The organism is Streptomyces sp. NPDC059852 (assembly GCF_042731455.1).
In the GTDB taxonomy this organism is placed as follows: Bacteria; Actinomycetota; Actinomycetes; order Streptomycetales; family Streptomycetaceae; genus Streptomyces.
Genome location: NZ_JBHWJK010000001.1, coordinates 460,347 through 479,889, shown reverse-complemented (window position 1 = coordinate 479,889; position 19,543 = coordinate 460,347). Strand labels below are relative to the sequence as shown.

Here is a 19,543-nt window from a genome sequence, read left to right as displayed (position 1 = left end):
CCATGGCGGGACCCGTCCTGGAAATGCGCTCGATCGTCAAGACCTTTCCCGGCGTCAAGGCGCTGTCGGACGTCACGCTGACCGTCCGGCAGGGCGAGGTCCACGCCATCTGCGGGGAGAACGGCGCCGGCAAGTCCACGCTGATGAAGGTCCTCTCCGGCGTCCACCCGCACGGCACCTACGAGGGGGACATCCTCTTCGAGGGCGAGCTCTGCGAGTTCAAGGACATCCGGGCGAGCGAGCAGCGCGGCATCGTCATCATCCACCAGGAGCTGGCGCTGTCGCCGTTCCTCTCCCTCGCGGAGAACATCTTCCTCGGCAACGAGCACGCCCGGGGCGGCTTCATCGACTGGCGGGAGACGCTGCGGCACGCCACCGAACTGCTGCGCCGGGTGGGGCTCTCCGACCACCCCGACACCCGCGTCGCCGACATCGGCGTGGGCAAGCAGCAGCTCGTGGAGATCGCGAAGGCGCTGTCGAAGAAGGTGAAGCTGCTCATCCTCGACGAGCCGACCGCGGCCCTCAACGACGAGGACAGCGGCAAGCTCCTGGACCTGATCCTGGAGCTGAAGAACCAGGGCATCACCTCGATCATCATCTCCCACAAGCTCAACGAGATCCGCAGGGTCGCCGACTCGGTGACGATCCTGCGCGACGGGCGGACCATCGAGACGCTCGACGTGAAGGCCCCGGAGACCACCGAGGACCGGATCATCAGCGGGATGGTCGGCCGGGACCTGGAGCACCGCTTCCCCGAGCGCACCCCGCACGAGCCGGAGGAGGGCGCCGCCCCGGCCCTGGAGATCCGCAACTGGACCGTGCACCACCCGATCGACCAGCAGCGCAAGGTCGTCGACGACGTGTCGATCCAGGTGCGGCGCGGCGAGATCGTGGGCATCGCGGGGCTGATGGGCGCCGGCCGCACCGAGCTGGCGATGAGCGTCTTCGGGCGCACCTACGGCCGCTACCACGGTGGCACGGTCCTCAAGGACGGCAAGGAGATCCGCACCAAGACCGTCCCCGAGGCGGTCAAGCACGGCATCGCGTACGTCACCGAGGACCGCAAGCACTACGGCCTGAACCTCATCGACACCATCAACCGCAACATCTCGCTCAGCGCGCTGGGCAAGGTCGCCCGGCGGGGCGTGGTCGACGAGCACGGCGAGCGGCAGGTCGCCGAGGGCTTCCGGAAGTCCATGAACATCAAGGCGCCGACCGTCTTCGAGCCGGTGGGCAAGCTGTCCGGCGGCAACCAGCAGAAGGTCGTCCTCAGCAAGTGGATCTTCGCGGGGCCCGATGTGCTGATCCTGGACGAGCCCACGCGCGGGATCGACGTCGGCGCCAAGTACGAGATCTACACGGTCATCGACCAGCTGGCCGCCCAGGGCAAGGCGGTCGTCTTCATCTCCTCCGAGCTGCCCGAGCTGCTCGGCATGTGCGACCGCATCTACACGATGGCCGCGGGCCGGCTGACCGGCGAGTTCTCCCGCGAAGAGGCCTCGCAGGAATCGCTGATGCGTCAGATGACGAAGGACAAAGAGGTAACCCGATGAGCACGGATGTGACCGCCAAGAGCCCGGCCCCCGCGCCGCCGGGGAAGAGCGCGCGGGACGGCGGCGACGGACTGCTCCAGCTGGTGCTGGAGGGCCTGCGCCGCAACATGCGCCAGTACGGCATGCTGATCGCGCTCGGCCTGATCGTGGTGCTGTTCGCGGTGTGGACCGACGGCGACCTGCTGCTGCCGCGCAACGTCTCCAACCTGGTGCTGCAGAACAGCTACATCCTGATCCTCGCGATCGGCATGATGCTGGTCATCATCGCCGGCCACATCGACCTGTCGGTGGGGTCGCTGACGGCGTTCGTCGGCTCCATGGCCGCCGTGTTCATGGTCAAGCACGACATGCCATGGCCGCTCGCGGTGCTGCTGTGCCTGGCGATCGGCGCGCTCGCGGGCGCGGCGCAGGGCTTCTTCATCGCGTACGGCGGCATACCGTCGTTCATCGTGACCCTGGCGGGCATGCTGATCTTCCGCGGTCTGACGGAGATCTTCCTGGAGGGCCAGACCCTCGGCCCGTTCCCGGAGGGGCTGCAGAAGGTCGCCAACGGCTTCCTGCCCGCGGTCGGCCCGGACACCAACTACCACAACCTCACGCTGCTGCTCGGCTTCGCGATGATCGCGGTCGTCGTCTTCCAGGAGTTCCGGGACCGCCGCCGGCAGCAGGAGTTCTCGCTGGACGTCCCGCCGTTCAACCTGTTCCTGCTGAAGCTGGTGGCGCTGGCCGCCGCCATCCTGACGCTGACGATGCTGCTCGCGAGCTACAAGGGCGCCCCGATCGTGCTGCTCATCCTCGGGGTGCTGCTCGTCGGGTTCGGCTACGTGATGCGCAACGCGATCATCGGCCGTCACATCTACGCGATCGGCGGCAACCTGCCCGCGGCCAAGCTGTCGGGTGTGAAGGACAAGAAGGTCACCTTCCTGGTCTTCCTGAACATGGGCATGCTCGCGGCCCTGGCGGGTCTGGTCTTCGCCGCCCGCTTCAACGCGGCCTCCCCCAAGGCCGGACTGAACTTCGAGCTGGAGGCGATCGCGGCCTCGTTCATCGGCGGCGCGTCGATGAGCGGCGGTGTCGGCACCGTCCTCGGCGCGATCATCGGCGGTCTGGTCCTGGGTGTGCTGAACAACGGCATGAACCTCGTCGGCATCGGCACCGACTGGCAGCAGGTCATCAAGGGCCTGGTGCTGCTGGCGGCGGTCGGCTTCGACGTGTGGAACAAGCGCAAGGTCGGTTCGTAGGTCCACGCACGGGCCCCGCCGCTCGGGCGGGGCCCGTCTTCCTGAACAGGAGCCGCACATGGACATGAGCAGACGCACGGTCATCGCCGGTGCCGCGGCGGCGGGCATCACCGCCGCGACCCTCGGCAGCGCGCACGCCACGGGAGGCAGGACCCCGGTCCGGTCCCTCTTCGGCACCCTCCCCGACGGCACCAAGGTCCACAGCTGGTCGCTCGCCAACGGCGGCACCCGGATGAAGGTCCTCTCCTACGGCGGTGTGGTGCAGTCCCTGGAGGTCCCGGACCGCCGGGGCCGGTACGCCAACGTCTCCCTCGGCTTCCGCTCCCTCGACGACTACGTCGCGTCGAGCCCGTACTTCGGCGCGCTGATCGGCCGGTACGGCAACCGGATCGGCAAGGGGCGCTTCACCCTCGACGGCAAGACCTACCAGGTCGACGTCAACGACGGCGAGAACAGCCTGCACGGCGGCGCCAAGGGGTTCGACAAGCGGGTGTGGGACGTCGAGCCGTTCGCCCAGGGCACCGACGTCGGCCTGCGTCTCCACTACACGTCCCTCGACGGCGAGATGGGCTACCCGGGCACCCTGCGCGTGAAGGTGACGTACACGCTCACCAAGTACGGCGACTGGCGCATCGACTACGCGGCCACCACCGACAAGGCGACCGTCGTCAACCTGACCAACCACGTCTACTGGAACCTCGCCGGCGAGGGCAGCGGCACGATCGAGAACCACGAGCTGAAGATCGACGGCTCCCGCTACACCCCCGTCGACTCGGGCCTCATCCCGACCGGCGAACTGGCGCGCGTCGCGGGCACCCCCTTCGACTTCCGCCGTTCCAAGGCGATCGGCGAGGACCTGCGCGCACCCCACCAGCAGCTCCTGTACGGCAAGGGCATCGACCACAACTGGGTGCTGGACAAGGGGATCTCTCCGCGCCCGGAGTGGGTCGCCACCCTCAAGGACCCGTCCTCGGGGCGCACCCTGCGCATCGCGACGACCGAGCCGGGGCTCCAGTTCTACTCGGGCAACTTCCTCGACGGCACCCTCGTCGGCACGGGCGGCCGGGTCTACCGGCAGGGCGACGGACTGTGCCTGGAGACCCAGCACTTCCCGGACTCGCCGAACCGTCCGTCGTTCCCGTCGACGGTCCTGCGGCCGGGCCAGACCTACCGATCCACGACGGTGCACTCGTTCACCCGCTGATTCACCGGTGATTGAACGGCGTCACCCAGTCCTCCGTATGTAGGGGCGGCCCGTGCTCCCCCGCGCGGGCCACCCGAGCACGACGGGCCCGGTCGTCCCCGCCGGGCCCGCCCCCTACGGAGGTTCCATGGCCGACAACGTCACCTCGCTGTTCCGCAGCACCGCGGCACACAGCCCGTCGATGGCGGCGCTGACACGCGAGGGCGGCGACGGGGCCGGCCCGGTCGACTTCTGCATCCCCTGCAACCCGTACTTCCCGACGCCCGAGATGTTCGAGGACATGGCGGGGAAGCTGCGGGACATCATCACGTACTACCCGAGCAGCGCCGACACCATCACGGCCGAGCTGTGCAGCCTGCTCCAGCTTCCGCCGCAGTGCGTGGCGATGGGCAACGGCTCCACGGAGCTGATCACCTGGATCGACCATCTGATGGTCCGGGAGTCCCTGGCCGTCCCCGTCCCCACCTTCGGCCGCTGGACCGACCAGCCGATGGAGACCGGCAAGCGGGTCGACATGTTCCCGCTCCAGGAGTCCAGCGGGTTCGCCCTGGACCTCGCGCAGTACGCCGAGTTCATCCGGGCCAGGGGGACGCGGGTCGCGGTGATCTGCAACCCGAACAACCCCGACGGCGGCTTCCTGCACAAGCACGCGATCGTGCAGTTCATGGACGCCATGGCCGATCTGGACCTGATCGTCGTGGACGAGAGCTTCCTGGAGTTCGCGGACGCCGAGCAGGAGCCGTCGGTCGTCCAGGAGGCCATGCTGCGGCCCAACGTCATCGTGCTGCGCAGCCTCGGCAAGAACTTCGGCCTGCACGGCATCCGTTTCGGCTACCTGGTGGCCAACCCGGCGCTCGCCCGGATGGTCCGCTCGATGCTGCCGAAGTGGAACCTCAACTCCTTCGCCGAGCACGTGGTGTTCATGCTGCGGGACCATGGCGCCGAGTACGCGCAGAGCCTCCAGCAGGTGCGCAAGGACCGGCTGGAGATGGCGGGGGCCCTCTCGGCGCTGCCCGGTCTGACGGTGTACCCGTCCCAGGGCAACTTCCTCTTCGTGCGCCTTCCCGTGGGCGCCGAGGGCACCGTGGTCCGCGACCGGCTGCTCACCGAGCACCGGATCCTGGTCCGCGAGTGCGGCAACAAGATCGGTTCGTCCAGCCGCTTCCTGCGACTCGTGGTGCGCCCCCAGGTCGACGTGCGTCGCCTGGTGTCCGGCCTGGAGCAGGTGCTCTACGGGTCCAGGAGGGGAGCCGCCGTACCCGAGCTGAGCAACGGGACCAGCTACAGCTCGGGTACAGCGGCCGTGGACCGCCTGGTGGGCTCCACCAACGGGGCCGGCTTCACGGCGGTGCCCCAGCCGCAGCCGGCGCCCCAGCCGGTACCGCAGGGCGGCGCCCCCATGCCGGCCCCGATGCCGGTGGCCCCCGCTCCCGCGCCCACCCCCGCTCCCGCGCCGGTGGCGCCCGCACCCGCCCCCATGCCGGCACCCGCCCCGGTACCGGCCGCGGCGGCCCCGGCCCCCGCGCCCACTCCCACCCCGATGCCGTTCCCGTCACCGGTGGCACCGGCCGCGACGATGGTGCCGCCCGGCCCCACCCCGCCCGGCGTCCCGGCCCGCGGCGGCCTCACCGCGGCCCAGGTCCGCGGCACCACGGGCCCGGTCCCGGGCCTCGCCCCGGCCCCGGCCACCGGCTGGCCCCAGGCCCAGAGCTGGCCGAACGCGGCGGGGATGGGGCAGACGGGGTAGCGGCCGCCCAATTCAACTCCCCGCACGATGGTGCACGTTCGCCCGCGATCTCTGGTTACCCTGCTCACGGCGGTCATGCCGTGAGACCGTGTGGGACAGGACGACGACCGGGGGGATCGTGCGCTACTACAACTACGTGTCCGAGGCGAAGGTGGACATGCTGTTCGGGCAGATCCCGCCCAGGCTGCTGTCCGGTCTCGCGACCGAGTTGAAGATCGATCTGCAGGTCGTCGGCCTGACGGTCCAGAAGGGCCCCGCCGACACGGGCCTGTACGGCCGGCTCGACATCGTCGAGGCGTACCTCGACCGCGACCACGACATCTCCTGGATGTCCGAGCCCTCCGCCTGGTTCCGCGGGGAGTGCGAGCTGCGGATGTCCGGGTTCGGCCCGGCTCCCGACGGGCCGCTCCTCATGATGGGCCGGGAGGCCGGGACGGTCGTCGCCCTCATCGGCTCGGCGCACCACCTCGTCGGGCGACGGGTGGCGCCCGAGTCCGGGCTCGTGGGTCACTCGATGCTGCCCGCCTTGTTCGAGCTGGTGCAACGGGGCGCCGACGACCGGCTGATGACGGACCCAGACGGTGCTCTTCGTGGGGGGTCGGCCCGGAGCAAGGAGGGGACGCTGCGCGAGGTCGCACGGCTCGGCCGGCGTCTGCGCGGGCCGGGCGAGCCCTCCGAGTTCCTCGCACGCCGGCTGCTGTCGGGGGTGATCACCGACGATCAGGGACAGGAGCTGAACGTCGTCGTGGGCACACCGCTCTATGTGGCGCAGACGGACGAGTGACGCGGCGGGGCGCGCCCCGGGCGGGCGTCCCGACCCCCGTGCGACGGTGCCGGCGTCCCTCCCGGCCGAAGGGACGGGCGGATCACCCGACGGATCGGCGGACGGCACCGGCGCCCTGTGGTCCCCGGGCGACACCGTCGCCGGTCTGTACGAGGTGGGGGACGTCCTCGGGCAGGGGATGACGGGGGTGGTCCACCGGGTCCGGCATCTGGCCTGGAACACCGACCTCGCCGTCAAGACGCCGCTCGCGGACGTGCTCGAGCACCAGGACGATCGCGAGAGCTTCGTCCGGGAGGCCGAGACCTGGGTGTCCCTGGGTCTGCACCCGCACGTCTGCACCTGCCACTACGTGCGCACCCTCGGCGGCGTCCCCCGCGTGTTCGCCGAGTACCTGGACGGCGGCAGCCTGCGCGACTGGATCGACGACGGCAGGCTGTACCGCGGTGGCTCCCGCAAGGTGCTGGCCCGGGTGCTCGACATCGCGATCCAGACGGCCTGGGGCCTGCGGCACGCGCACGAGCGCGGCGTGGTCCACCAGGACGTCAAGCCGGCGAACATTGTCCTGGACTCCGGAGGCACCGCACGCGTCACCGACTTCGGCCTGGCGCGGACGGCGCGGGGGCGGGGCGGCACGACCGGGCCGGGAGCGCCGCCCGACCCCGCCGTCCTCGTCACCGTGGGCGGCATGACCCCCGCGTACGCCTCGCCCGAGCAGGTCGCCGGCCGGCCGCTGGACCGGCGCAGCGACGTGTGGAGCTTCGCGGTCACGGTGCTGGAGATGTTCCTCGGCCGGATCACCTGGTTCGCGGGCCCGTCCGCCGCGGCGGCGCTCACGGACCTCCGGCGGCGGGGCCGTGCGTCCGGCGGCCCGCTCGCGATGCCGGAGCCGCTGGCGGAGGTGCTGGCGGACTGTCTGCGCGAGGATCCCGCCGAACGGCCGCGCGACATGGCCGAGATCACCGCACGGCTCCTCGCCGTCCACGCGTCGCAGGTGGGCCGTTCCCATCCGCGTCCGGCTCCCGGGGCGGTGCGGCTGCGGGCCGACGAGCTGAACAACCGCGGGCTGTCGCTGCTCGACCTCGGCCGGTTCGCGGAGGCCGAGGCGGCGTTCGCCGAGGCGCTCGCGACGGACCCACGGCATCTGGAGGCCACGTACGACTTCGGTCTGCTGCGGTGGCGGGCGGGACGGCTGACCGACGACGCGCTCGTGCACGCGGTCGAGAGCGTGCCCGCCTCCACGGAGGCCGCCGCCCGGGCGAAGCGGCACCTGCTCGCCGAGGTGCACCTGGAACGCGGCTCCCTGGAGGAGGCGCTGCCCCTGCTGGAGGAGGCGGCCCGGGACGAGCCGGAGAACACGGAGGTACGGGCGGCACTGGAGCACGCCCGCTCCCCTGGCCTGGCGACCGCCGGTCCGCTGCACAGGCTCGGTCACTCCGGGACGGCCACCGGCGATCTGAGTGCGGACGGGCGCTTGGCGGCGACCGGGGACGCGGAGGGACTCGTCCGGCTGTGGGACGCGGAGACCGGCGAGCCTCTCCAGATCTTCCACGCCCACCGGAGCGACGTGTTCTCGCTGTGTCTCGGCGGCGACGGAACGCTGATCCTCTCGGCGGGGATGGAGCAGGTGTACGGCGGCTGGCACCACACGGTGCGCCTGTGGGACACGGAGACGGGCACCTGCGTCTGGGAGCACGTGAGCGACACGGCCGTGCATGCCGTACGGCTGAGCGCCGAGGACCAGTTGATCGTGTTCGGGAGCAACGGCCCGACCGTGCGCCTGTGGGATTCGGAAGGCCGCTGGTGTGTTCTCGGTGAGCCCCTCCAGTCGCACACACTCGATGTGCATCCCGTCTGGCCGAGCTCCGACGGCCGGGCGGTGCTGTCCGCGAGACTGGACGGGGTGCTGGGGCTCTGGGACGTGGCCGGCGGCGGCTGCCTGGGCACCTTCGAAGGGCACGACCGGTCCGTCGGTGCGGTGTGCATGAGCGACGACGGCACCATGGCCGTCTCGGGTTGCGTCGACGGCACCGTCCGGGTGTGGGACGTCGCCACGGGCCGCTGCCTGCGCGTCCTGTCGGGGCACTCGGGCGCGGTGAACGCGGTCCGGATCAGCGCCGACACCCGTACGGTCGTCTCCGGGGGACGGGACACCACCGTACGACTGTGGGACGTGGCCACCGGCCGATGTCTGCGCACGTTCGGCGAACACACCGGTGCCGTCTACGCGGTCGCCGTCAGCGCGGACGGCCGCCGGGTGCTGTCCGCAGGCGAGAACGGCGACGTGTGGGTGTGGCAGGCGCGGGGCGACGACCGCCACGTGGCCCCGCTCCGGCCGAGCCGGCCGCGCTCGCACGCCGAGCTGGCCCAGCTGGACCTGCGCGTGGAGCGCCTGCTCGACTCCGCCGAGCGGCACCTCGCCGGGGGGCGCTGGGCCGCGGCGCGTCGGCAGGTGGAGAAGGCCAGGTCCTCCCCGCGTCACGAACGCCACCCTCGGGCGCTGGACGCCTGGCACGCCCTCGCGCTGTCCTCGGTGCGGGTGGGAGTCCGGGCGGTCTGGCAGTCCACGGCTCTGGAGGGGCACACCGACCGGGTGCACTCCGTGTCGCCGAGCGCCGACGGGCGGCTGGTGCTGTCGGGCAGCTGGGACGGGACCGTCCGGCTCTGGGAGGTGTCGACCGGCCGCTGTCTCCGGGTGTTCGAGGGCCCCAACGGGCTCGACTCGAGTTGTCTCAGCGCCGACGGCCGGCTCGCGCTCATCCGGACCGACGACGGCGCCGTGCGCCTGCGCGAGGCGGAGAGCGGCCGGGTGGTGCACCGCCTGGAGACACCCCCGGGTGTCATCGGCTCGGTGGCGATGGGTGCCGGGGACCGGCTGGCTCTCGTGGGCCGGGGAGGCGGGGCCGCCGCGACGACGGCGGTGTGGGAGCTGGAGACCGGGCGCGTCCTGCACACCCTTGAAGGGAAGGTGAGCGGTGGTCCCGGTCGGCTGAGCGCCGACGGCCGGCTGGCACTCACCCTGGGCGGCAACAACACCGTGCGGGTCTGGGACGTGGAGACGGGTCACCCCGTGCACACCCTGGACACCCCCTCCTCGCTGGGCGCGGCGGCGCTGAGCGCGGACGGCGGATTCGTGCTCACCGGCAACGGGGATCACGTCATGCGGCTGTGGGCTCTGCCCTCGGGTCGCTGTGTGCGCCCGTTCGTCGGGCACACGGGGGAGGTCTACGCGGTGTGCCTGAGCGCCGACGGCCGTTTCGCGCTCTCCGGGAGCTGGGACGGCACCGTGCGGCTGTGGGACGTGACCGACGGCTCCTGCCTGCACACCCTCCGAGGACACACGGGCGAGGTCGCCGCAGCGGTCCTGAGCGCCGACGGCCGCTTCGCCGTGTCCGGGGGTGACGACCGGGTCGTACGGCTGTGGGAGATCGACTGGGAGCTGGACGTCCGGCGGCCCGCCGGGGGTGGCGTGGAGAAGCCGCCGTCCGCGTGAAGGCCGGCCCCGCGGGAGGGTTCGGGGCCGGCCGTGTCCGCGGGGCGGGGGCTATTTCTTCGGGCACTCCTTCCAGGCCAGGTGGTAGACCGTGCTGATGTCGCCGTCGGTCGAGTCCATGGTCATGAAGCTGACCTTGCTCGGGGAGGACGAGCCGAGGTTGACGCGCAGTTCGGTGTTGATGTTGAAGTTGCGCTGGACTCCGCAGGGCGCCCAGACCAGTTGGGCCCAGTCGGTCTCGTCGGTGGCCTGCCAGTTGTCGTTGAGCGGGCCGTTGAAGGGGTGGTTGCGGAACTGGGTGCTCGGGGAGCCCTGGAAGTAGTACGAGGCCCGCTGCATGGCGTTGGCGCCGGGCTGGAGGGCGGCGAAGCCGCGATAGTCGGCGCTGGCGATGGCGTACGTGAACCCGCCGGGGACGTGCACGACCAGGCTGAGCTGGCAGTTCTTGCGGAACGCCGTCGGGTCGGAGTTGCCGCCGACCTGGGCGAGGTAGTCGCTGTAGGTCACGGTGAAGGCGGTGTTGTCCTCGGACACGGCGACCGCCGTGGTGCCCTGGGGACAGCCGGAGCCGTTCACGGTGGCGACCTTGATGACGATCTTGTCCGGCGGCGGGTCCTCGAACGCCGGGTCCGCGTGGGCGGGCAGGGCCGCGGTGAGCAGGGCGGTCAGCGCGCCTCCGCTCAGCAGCAGTCTCAGGAGTCCACGTGCCATGGATCTCTCCTCGGGATGGGGGGTGGCTGCGCCCCCGGCCCGGCCCACCCTGATTGAACCTTTGAAGAAAAGGTGGGGTTTCTGTGAAGGCCGAAGGCGTACGCATCGTAGGGGGCGGAAAGCGCCCTCCACAGGGGCCAACTCCAGCCATTTATATGGTAGTTGAAAGCAAATCGACTGTAGTGTGCAGCCGCCGCCCCGCCCCCGGCTCAGGCCAGCCGGATCACGTTCCAGGAGAGCGGTTCCAGCACCGCCGTGAGCCGGCCGTTCCGCACCGCCGTGCCCTCGACGGGGTGCGGCAGGACCCGCTCGGGGTCGTCCAGGGTGTTGCGGGCGTCCGGGTCCGCGTCCGCGAGGGCGTGCCGCGGCCGTACCGCGCGGCCTGGGCGAAGGCGTCGCCGTCCTCGGGCCAGTAGTAGGCGTGCAGCGATATGTGGTCGATCAGGTCGTACGTCTCCTCCAGGACGGTCGCCTCCCACGCGGCGAAGGTCGGCATGGAGCGGCTGGAGGAGCCGCAGACGACGAGCTCGGCGCCGGGGTCGAACTGGCGCATGGCACGGGCCGTCTCCGCCGCGATCCGGCCGTACTCGCGGGCCGTCCTGTGCCCGGTCTGCCAGGGGCCGTCCATCTCGTTGCCGAGGCACCACAGCCGGATGCCGAAGGGGTCCTTGTCGCCGTGCGCGACCCGCGGGTCGGACAGGGCGGTGCCCGCGGGGTGGTTCGCGTACTCCTGGAGCTCCAGCGCCTCGGTGACGCCGCGCGTGCCGAGGTTGACCGCCCCCATGGGCTCGGCGCCCGTCTTGCGCAGGAAGTCCAGGTACTCGGAGAGGCCGAAACGGTTCGTCTCGGTGGAGTGCCAGGCCAGGTCGAGGCGGCGGGGGCGCTCGTGCGCGGGCCCCACGGAGTCCTCCCAGCGGTGGCCGGAGACGAAGTTGCCACCGGGGTAGCGCACCACGGTGACGCCGAGCTCCCGGACGAGGGCGAGGACGTCCCGGCGCAGCCCCCGCTCGTCGGCGGTGGGGTGGTCCGGTTCGAAGACGCCGGTGTAGACGCAGCGGCCGAGGTGCTCGACGAAGGACCCGAAGAGCCGGGGGTCGACGTCGCCGACGGTGAAGGCGGGGTCGAGGGTGAAGCGGGCGGTGGTCATGGGCGCCTCTCGGGTGCGGGACGGGCTGCCGCCTGTACGAGATACCGGACTCTGTACGTGACTTCGGCCGGGACCGTAGGGTGCAGGCGCTTGCCCGTCAATGGCCCGGGGGAGGATCAGGAGGGTGCGGTCGTTCGTCGTTGAACGACGGTCGCCGGACCGCATGACGGGGACGCCGGGGGCCGCGTAGGCTCGAACAGCCCGTCGAGGCGGCGGGGGGAACAGGGGGTGCGATGGACATCGCGGGCGCGCGCACGACGGCGGCCCGGGTCGCTTCGGCGCTACGGCTGCGGCGTGCCCACACCGGCGTCGCCATGCGGCACCTGATCCGCGACCTGAGCGCCGCCGTGCGGTCCGCGGACCACGCCCCGGCCGGGGTGCGCGAGGTGTGCCACGCGCTATGCGCGCGGATGAGCGCCCGACGCGGCGGCCGGCCCGTCGAACTGCGCTTCGAGCGGTTCCCCGACGAGATCGAGGTGACCGGACTCTGGGTGGAGTTCCAGGACTTCGACCTCGTCATCGTCGAGGAGCGCGCCGAATCGATCCAGCAACTGGTGATACTGGGCCACGAGCTGTGGCATCTGCACGCCGGGCACCGGCACCACCACCACGGCGTCGGCACCGCCGCCGCGCACGCGTTCGCCGGCCGGCCCGGCTGGGACGACGTGGCCCTCACCGTGGCGGCGCGCGACGGCTCCCGGCAGACCGACGAGGCGGAGGCGGACGACTTCGGTCACCGGCTGGCCGCCGCCGTACGGACCCTGGTGCCCGGCGAGGAAGAAGGCGCCTCGCCCGACCCGGTCCACCGCTCGCTCGGCTATCGCGGACGCGGAGGCAGGACGCGGTGACCCACCCGCAACTGGCCGAAAGCCCGGTCGAGTTCCTCTCCGGCCTGTACATCTCCTTCTGGCTCCCGGGCCTCGTCCTCGGCGCGGCCCTGGCGATCAAGCTGCCCAGCATCGTGAAGCTGTGGCGCGACCCGCTGCTGCGGGCCGTGGGCGGTCTGCTGCTGCTCGCCTGCATGGTGTTCGTCTTCGCGGCCCCCGGCACCATCGCCTGGACCAACCGGGTCGTCGGCATCCCCAACATCGCCGCGCCCTGGGTGTACTCCCTGATCACCGCGCTGTCCGCGTCCTGGCTGCTGCTCGTGGTGCACTGGCGCGGCGGCGGCCACACCGACCGCCGGGAGCGGACCCGGCGCGCGACCCGCTGGGTGGTCTCCGTGTACGCGACCGTGGTGGTCGCGCTGTGGGTGCTGTTCGCGCTCGCCGACGTCCCCGTGGAGCAGATCGAGGACCTGGACACCTACTACGCGTCCACGCCGTTCATGCGCGAGGAGATCCTCCTCTACCTGATCGTGCACACGGTGGCCTGTCTCATCACCGCCCGGCTGATCTGGACCTGGATCCGCACCGAGGGCCTGGACGGCTGGCTGCGCTGGGGGCTGCGGTTCCTCAGCGTCGGCTATGTCACCAACCTGGCGTTCAGCGCGGCCAAGTTCACCGCCATCGTCGCCCGCTGGACCGGGCACGACCTGGACTGGCTGAACACCAACGTCGCCCCGTCCGCCGCCTGCATCGGCGCGACCATGGTCGCCGTCGGCGTGATCGTCCCGCACGCCGGCCAGTACCTCCAGGAGCGGCTGCTGGTCCGGCGCCGGCGCCGTGGGCTGAGGCCGCTGGCCCGGCTGCTGCGGCCGGTCGCCGGCCGGCACGAGCCGTTCGTGCTGCGGGCCGCGCCCGAGATCCGGCTGATCCGCCGGGAGACCTACATCCGTGACGCGCTGCTCCAGCTCTCCCGCCACCTCGACGACGATCTGCGCCGGCGCGCCCACGCCGCCGCCCTCGGACTCGGCGCCGGCCCGGACCGGGCCCAGGCGCTGGCCGTCGCCGTGACCATCCTCGACGCCGTCGAGAGCGGCCGGCGGGTCCCGGACGGCGACGGCGCCGCCGAGCCCGACACCACCTATCTGCTGCGCGAGATCCACGCCGTCTCCGGCGTCCTGCGCAGGCCCGACGAGATCAAGGCGGTCCGCGCCCGCGCGGCCGTCCCGGCAGAGAGCATGTCCGCGCATGAGTGAACGTCCCTCCCCCGCCAGAGTCGCCGTGGTCCTCGGGGGATCGCATACCGGCATGCTCGCGGCGCGGGCCCTGACCGGGTCCGCCGACCGCGTGGTCGTGGTGGAGCGCGACGTGCTGCCCGCCGGGCCCGACCCGCGCAAGGGCCTGCCGCAGTCCCGCCATGTGCATCTGCTGTGGTCGGGCGGGGTGCGGGCGATGGAGGAGCTGCTGCCGGGCATCGGCGAGGCGCTGCGCGCGGCCGGGGCCCGCCGGGCGCCGATCACCACGGACATGGTCGCGCTGTCGCCGCGCGGCTGGTTCCGGCGCTGGCCCGAGTCGCACCACATCGTCCTGGCCGGGCGGGACCTCCTCGACGCGACCGTGCGTTCACGCGTCCTGGCCGACGAGCGGATCGAACTCCGCGACGGCACCGAGGTCGTGGCCCTGCTCGGAGACGCGGGGGCGGTCACGGGCGTACGGCTGCGGGGACGCGACGGGCGGGAGAGCACCCTGGAGGCGGGGCTGGTCGTGGACGCCACCGGCCGGGGTTCGGCGGCGCCGCGCTGGCTGGCCGCGCTCGGGCTTCCCGCGCCGGTGCGGCGCGAGGTCGACTCCGGGCTCGCGTACGCCAGCCGGCTGCACCTCGCGCCCGAGCCGGCCCGGGACGGCTTCCCGGTGGTGAACGTGCAGGCCGACCCGCGCGCGGGCGGCCCCGGCCGGGCGGGGGTGCTGCTGCCCATCGAGAACGGCCGCTGGCTCGTCACGCTCAGCGGCACGCGCGGCGGTGAACCGGGCTCCGCCGACGACGACTTCGTCCGGTTCGCCCGAGAGGAACTGCGGCACCCGGTCATCGGCGACCTGCTCGCGCGGGCCGAGCCGCTGTCCGGTGTGTCCTTCACCCGTACGACCGCCAACCGCCGTCACTACTACGAGCGGATGCCGGCCTGGCCGGAGAACTTCACGGTCCTCGGTGACGCGCTGGCCGCGTACAACCCGGTGTACGGGCACGGGCTGGCGGTCGGGGCGCAGAGCGCGCTGATCCTGCGTGAGACGGTCCGGCGGTACGGCTGGGGCGCGGCCGGGCTGGCCCGGCGGATCCAGAAGGCCGTGGCGCGGCCGGTCGGGGCGGCCTGGGACCTGGCGATCGGCCAGGACGTCTTCTACCCGGGCGCCACCGAGACCGGGCCGACCCTGCGGGACCGGCTGGTGGCGGGGTACGTGGACCGGCTGATGCACACGGCCACCGGCAACGGGCGCATCGCCCGCCGCGTCACCGACGTGACGTCGCTGGAGCGGCGGGCGGAGGTGCTGCTGGGCCCCTCGGTGCTGCTGGCGGCGGCGGTGGGGCCGTTGAAGCCCCGGCTCACCGGGCCGCCGCTGACCGCCGAGGAGAGGAAGAACGCGGGGCTCTCCTAGGTCGTGTCCGCCAAGGGCGGGACTTCGCGGACACGGCCTGGGCGCTATCCGGCGAAGGCCGGCTGCGCCTGCCCCTTGCCCGCGCCCGGCACCACGAACAGGGAGCCGGCCAGGGGCGGGGGCGTGTCCAGTCCGACCCGGGCCGTGGTGACGTACAGGTCGGTCAGGCCGGGCCCGCCGAACGCGCAGGCCGTCACACGGGGCACCGGGAAGGCGATCACCCGGTCCAGCGCCCCGTCGGGGGTGTACCGGCGGACCGCGGAGCCGTCCCACAGGGCCACCCAGACGGCGCCCTCGGCGTCGACGGTCAGCCCGTCCGGGTATCCGGCGCCGTCCTCGATCTCGGCGAAGGTCCGCCGGTTCGTCACCCGGCCGCCGTCGTGGTCGAAGACGTCCACCCGGCGGGTCGGCGTGTCGATGTAGTACAGGAGCCGTCCGTCGGGGCTCCAGCCGGTGCCGTTGCTCACCGTCACGTCGTCGAGGACGACCTCCGCCGTGCCGTCCCCGGTGATGCGGGACAGGGTGCCGCCGCCGGGTGCCTCGTCGTAGCGCATGGTGCCGGCCCACAGCGAGCCGTCGGGGGCGACGGCGGCGTCGTTGGCGCGGCGGCCCGGTACCGGTTCGTGGTGCAGCCAGCGGAAGCCGCCGTCCGGGTCCAGCAGTCCCACGCCGTCCCTCAGGTTCAGCACGAGTCCGCCGCCCTTGCGGGGCTTGACGGCGCCGATGTGCTGCGGGGCGGTCCGCACGGAGCGGTGCCCGGAGACGGGGTCGTAGGTGTGGAGACGGGAGTTCAGGATGTCGATCCACAGCAGGCGGCCGCCCGCGGGGTCCCAGGTCGGCCCCTCGCCCAGCCGGGCCTCCGCCCGCACCGCCACCTCGTACGCCGCGCTCATGCCGCACCCCGGTGGCCGAGGCGCTCCGACAGCTCGGCGGCACCCTTCACGGCGAGTTGTTCCAGCTCGGCGCGGCGCTCCTCGCTCCAGCGGATCATGGGGACGGAGATGGACAGGGCGGCGACGACCTGCCCGGTGCGGTCCCGTACGGGCGCGGCCACACAGGAGACGTCCGGGTTGGACTCGCGGTTCTCGACGGCGATCTGCCGCTCGCGGATCCCGGCGAGGGCCTCGCGCAGCGCGGCCGGGTCGGTGATGCTGTTCGGTGTCATCGCGGCGAGTCCGGCGCCGTCGGGGAGGCGGGAGGCGAGCTCCGCCTCGGGGAGGGAGGCGAGCAGCATCTTGCCGACCGATGTGCAGTGGGCGGGCAGCCTGCGCCCGGCGGCGGACACCATGCGCACGGCGTGCGTCGAGTCGACCTTGGCGATGTAGATGACGTCGGTGCCCTCCAGGATGGCCACGTGCACGGTCTCGTCGCAGGTCTCGGCGACGGACCGGGCGACCTGCTGGCCCTCGGCGGCGAGGTCGAGCTGCTCGGCGTACCGGCTGCCGAGCTGGTACGGCCGTACGCCCAGCCGGTACCGGCCCGGCTGGCCCGGCACCTGCACGATGTACGACCGGGCGGCGAGGGTGGTGACGAGCTCGTGCACGGTGGTGCGCGGCAGCTGGAGCCGGCGCACGATGTCGGGGGCGGAGAGCGTGCCGTCCCCGTCGAGGAAGAGCTCGAGGATGTCCAGAGCCCGGGTCACGGCAGGTACGAGGCGTCCCACGTCCGGCCTCCTCCTTGGGTGTCGAAGAGGCTGCGTTCGATATTTCAACAGCCGATCGGAATGACGAACACAGGCTAGTCGGAGCCCTTCACCCCGGCAATGGCCGCGCGCCTACTCCCTCGCCCGTACGCCGGGTTACTCCCGCCGTCAGACGCCGCCGGGGCCGGTCCGCGGCACCGTGGTGCCCATGTCGTCCACCGCTTCCCCCACCGCCACGAGGCTGAGCCGCCCGGCCCGCCGGGGCCTCCTCGTCGTCCATGTCATCGCCTCCGCCGGCTGGCTCGGGCTCACGCTCGGACTGCTGGCGCTCGGGACCACCGCGGCGACCACCGGGTCCGCGGCGGCCGTGGAGGCGTCCGTGCGGGCCATGAAGCTGTTCGCCGACTGGCTGCTGCTGCCGCTCGCCGTGCTCACCCTGGTCAGCGGGCTCGTGCTGTCGCTGGGCACGCACTGGGGGCTGGCCCGGCACCGCTGGGTGTACACGAAGTTCTGGCTGACCCTGGCCACCACCGCGGCCACCGCCCTCGTCCTGCGGCCCGCCGTGAACGCCGCCGTCGCGGAGGTCGCCGCGGGCGGGCCGCTGCCGGACACGCAGGACGTCCTGATGGGCCCGGTGGTGTCCCTGTCCGCGTACGTCTTCATGACGGTGATCTCGGTGCTGAAGCCCTGGGGCCTCACCCGGCGCGGGCGCCGGCAGCGCGAGGAGGCGGCCCGCGCCCGGTCGGCCACGGGGCGACGGGTCCGCCAGGCCGCCTGACGGGGCAGCCATCGGGGCGTTGCCGCGGGCCCCGCTGCGTCGACTCGGTGCTGTTCCTGCCGGACGGCCGCCGTCCCGGCGGCCCGGTGCGCGAGCATGGGTCCCATGCCCTCCGGAAAGCGCCCCGCCGGCGGACCGCACGCCGCCGGTCCGTTCACCCCCCTGCACTTCCAGCTCGTCCTGCTGCGCCGGATGGCCGACCACAACCCCGGTCTGGTCGAGGACGCCCGACGTGAGCTGGGGGTGTCCCTGGCCGACATGCGCGAGGCGAACAAGCGCTGGCAGGCGATGGTCCGCTCACCCCGGGCGCGCGGCTCCGCCGCCCGCTACCGCTCGGTGCTGGGCGCGCCCGAGTCGGTGGTGTCCCGCAGGGTCGGGGACCTGGACTGCGAGGCGTGGCGGTGGCCGGTGCCGCTGTGGCCGACGCTGCGCTTCGAGGTGCTGCTCGCACCGGGCGGCGCGGTGTGGAACGAGTGGCTGGTGCGCGCCCCGGACGTCCCGGCGCCGGTGCTGCGCACCCTGGACGATCTGACGCCCTGGTCCTGCACGGTCGACGAGGCGGCCCGCGCCTTCGCGCCGGCCCGCCCGCTGGAGGGCAGCGCCCCGACCCGCTGGGGCCTGTCGTTCACGGCACCGGACGGCTCGGGGGTGCGGCGGGAGGCGGCCGCCGAGTTCACCTGGGGGCTGCTGCAAAGGGTGGCGGTGGCCGACTAGGGTCTTTCGTTTGGATCAGGCCGGATCAGGGAGCGGGGTCTGGTGCCGTGCATCGCAAGGCGGAGGAGGGCGCCATGGCGGAGCCATGGCAACCGACGACAACGCGGCGAGGTGCGGTGCCGGACCCCGCGAGCCCGGCATGATCCAAACGAGAGGCCCTAGCCGGCGGCGGCGAGGATCGCCTCGGTCACCCGGGGCACCGAGGCGGGGTGCACGGACAGGAAGAGGTTCGGCTCGACGAGTTCGAGTTCCATCACCCGGGGCCGCCCGTCGTCCCCGTCGACGAGGTCCACGCGCGCGTACAGCAGCCCGGCCGCGTCCGGTACGGCCGCCAGGGCGCGCTCGGCGACGGAGAGCTCGGCCGGGGTGGGCGTCCAGGGTCCGAGGCCGGGGTGGGCGACCTTGCGCTGGTCGTAGGGGGTGCCGGAGGTGAGGACGGCTCCCTTGCGGCTGGCGTGCAGCAGGCGCCCGCCGTAGTACTGCAGGGCCCGCTCACCGCCGGTGTCGATGGCCCGCACATAGGGCTGGACCATCGCGGTGAGGCCGTCGGCGTGCATCCGGGCGAGCTGCCGCAGCGCGGTGCCGTGCTCGTGCGGCGCGTACCGCGCGGCGAACCGGGCGCCCGCGCCGGACGTGGGCTTCACGACGAACTCGTGCCCGTCGGGCAGGCCGGGGGTGTCACCGGGGGCGACGTAACGGGTGGGGACGACGGGGACGCCGGCCGCCGCGAGATCGCCGAGGTAGCGCTTGTCGGCGTTCCAGCGCACCACGGCCGCCGGGTTGGCGAGCCGGGTCGCCGCGCCGCACCGCTCGGCCCAGTCCAGGAACTCGGCGGCCCGCCAGCTGTAGTCCCATGTGGAGCGGATCACCGCGAGGTCGTAGGCGCCCCAGTCGACGCCCTCGTCGTCCCAGAACACGGCGTCGGCGCCGGCCCCCGCCTCGCGCAGGGCCCACACCAGCACCGGCAGGTCCCGGTCCTCGCTGACGTCGGGCCGGGGACGGCAGGTGACCAGGGCTATGCGGGGCGGCACGACGAGTTCCTCCGGGCTGAGGGGA

Annotated in this window: 15 protein-coding genes and 1 pseudogene; 11 read left to right on the top strand and 5 right to left on the bottom strand. The window is 72.7% G+C overall.

What is annotated here, in order from left to right; genetic code table 11:
• Positions 1–2 precede the first annotated feature (2 nt).
• The 6 genes from mmsA (at position 3) to ACFV46_RS02135 (ending at position 10,019) form a co-directional block, all read left to right on the top strand.
• Entirely contained in the window at positions 3–1,553 is a 1,551-nt protein-coding gene (gene mmsA / locus ACFV46_RS02160) for a multiple monosaccharide ABC transporter ATP-binding protein (protein WP_361935248.1), read from the top strand.
• Positions 1,550–2,794 (top strand): multiple monosaccharide ABC transporter permease, encoded by a 1,245-nt coding sequence (gene mmsB, locus ACFV46_RS02155; RefSeq protein ID WP_361935245.1) that lies wholly within the window; start codon positions 1,550–1,552, stop codon positions 2,792–2,794. The genes mmsA and mmsB overlap by 4 nt, the downstream gene beginning before the upstream one ends.
• A gap of 58 nt (positions 2,795–2,852) precedes the next feature.
• The gene (locus ACFV46_RS02150; RefSeq protein ID WP_376728798.1) at positions 2,853–3,998 is read left to right on the top strand and encodes an aldose epimerase family protein; all 1,146 of its coding nucleotides are present in this window, start codon (positions 2,853–2,855) and stop codon (positions 3,996–3,998) included.
• A 127-nt stretch (positions 3,999–4,125) separates the two neighbouring features.
• Positions 4,126–5,745 carry a pyridoxal phosphate-dependent aminotransferase gene (locus ACFV46_RS02145; protein ID WP_385496740.1) on the top strand — a complete coding sequence of 540 codons (1,620 nt, stop codon included), beginning with the start codon at positions 4,126–4,128 and terminating at the stop codon, positions 5,743–5,745.
• Positions 5,746–5,833: 88 nt separating this feature from the next.
• Positions 5,834–6,529, top strand: a complete 696-nt coding sequence (locus ACFV46_RS02140) for a DUF7019 family protein (protein WP_376728796.1) — start codon at positions 5,834–5,836, stop codon at positions 6,527–6,529.
• A gap of 46 nt (positions 6,530–6,575) precedes the next feature.
• Positions 6,576–10,019, top strand: coding sequence for a protein kinase (locus tag ACFV46_RS02135; protein WP_385496739.1), 3,444 nt, complete (start codon positions 6,576–6,578; stop codon positions 10,017–10,019).
• Between the two features lie 51 nt (positions 10,020–10,070).
• On the opposite strand, the gene ACFV46_RS02130 is transcribed toward ACFV46_RS02135, so the two are convergent.
• Positions 10,071–10,730: a DUF4360 domain-containing protein gene (locus ACFV46_RS02130; protein WP_086869864.1), complete on the bottom strand. Its 660-nt coding sequence runs from the start codon at positions 10,728–10,730 to the stop codon at positions 10,071–10,073.
• A 209-nt stretch (positions 10,731–10,939) separates the two neighbouring features.
• Positions 10,940–11,877: pseudogene (locus tag ACFV46_RS02125) on the bottom strand (hypothetical protein).
• A gap of 233 nt (positions 11,878–12,110) precedes the next feature.
• Here ACFV46_RS02125 and ACFV46_RS02120 point away from each other — a divergent pair.
• Genes ACFV46_RS02120 through ACFV46_RS02110 form a run of 3 tightly spaced genes read left to right on the top strand, consistent with a single transcriptional unit; the run spans position 12,111 to position 15,353 of the window.
• Positions 12,111–12,725: a toxin-antitoxin system, toxin component family protein gene (locus ACFV46_RS02120; RefSeq protein ID WP_385496737.1), complete on the top strand. Its 615-nt coding sequence runs from the start codon at positions 12,111–12,113 to the stop codon at positions 12,723–12,725.
• Positions 12,722–13,957, top strand: coding sequence for an MAB_1171c family putative transporter (locus ACFV46_RS02115; protein WP_361935228.1), 1,236 nt, complete (start codon positions 12,722–12,724; stop codon positions 13,955–13,957). The genes ACFV46_RS02120 and ACFV46_RS02115 overlap by 4 nt, the downstream gene beginning before the upstream one ends.
• Complete coding sequence (locus tag ACFV46_RS02110; RefSeq protein ID WP_385496736.1) at positions 13,950–15,353, top strand: FAD-dependent monooxygenase; 1,404 nt, start codon at positions 13,950–13,952, stop codon at positions 15,351–15,353. Before ACFV46_RS02115 ends, ACFV46_RS02110 begins: the two co-directional genes overlap by 8 nt.
• Before the next feature lie 44 nt (positions 15,354–15,397).
• On the opposite strand, the gene ACFV46_RS02105 is transcribed toward ACFV46_RS02110, so the two are convergent.
• Both ACFV46_RS02105 and ACFV46_RS02100 read right to left on the bottom strand, forming a co-directional pair.
• On the bottom strand, positions 15,398–16,246 hold the full coding sequence (locus ACFV46_RS02105) for an SMP-30/gluconolactonase/LRE family protein (RefSeq protein ID WP_385496735.1): 849 nt from the start codon (positions 16,244–16,246) through the stop codon (positions 15,398–15,400).
• Complete coding sequence (locus ACFV46_RS02100) at positions 16,243–17,016, bottom strand: IclR family transcriptional regulator (protein ID WP_361935219.1); 774 nt, start codon at positions 17,014–17,016, stop codon at positions 16,243–16,245. Before ACFV46_RS02100 ends, ACFV46_RS02105 begins: the two co-directional genes overlap by 4 nt.
• 187 nt (positions 17,017–17,203) lie before the next feature.
• Here ACFV46_RS02100 and ACFV46_RS02095 point away from each other — a divergent pair, with 187 nt between their 5' ends.
• Positions 17,204–17,773, top strand: a complete 570-nt coding sequence (locus ACFV46_RS02095) for a DUF2269 family protein (protein ID WP_385496734.1) — start codon at positions 17,204–17,206, stop codon at positions 17,771–17,773.
• 96 nt (positions 17,774–17,869) lie between these two features.
• Positions 17,870–18,487: a hypothetical protein gene (locus ACFV46_RS02090; RefSeq protein WP_376728789.1), complete on the top strand. Its 618-nt coding sequence runs from the start codon at positions 17,870–17,872 to the stop codon at positions 18,485–18,487.
• A 158-nt stretch (positions 18,488–18,645) separates the two neighbouring features.
• On the opposite strand, the gene ACFV46_RS02085 is transcribed toward ACFV46_RS02090, so the two are convergent.
• Entirely contained in the window at positions 18,646–19,518 is an 873-nt protein-coding gene (locus ACFV46_RS02085) for a RimK family alpha-L-glutamate ligase (RefSeq protein ID WP_385496732.1), read from the bottom strand.
• Between the last annotated feature and the right edge of the window lie 25 nt (positions 19,519–19,543).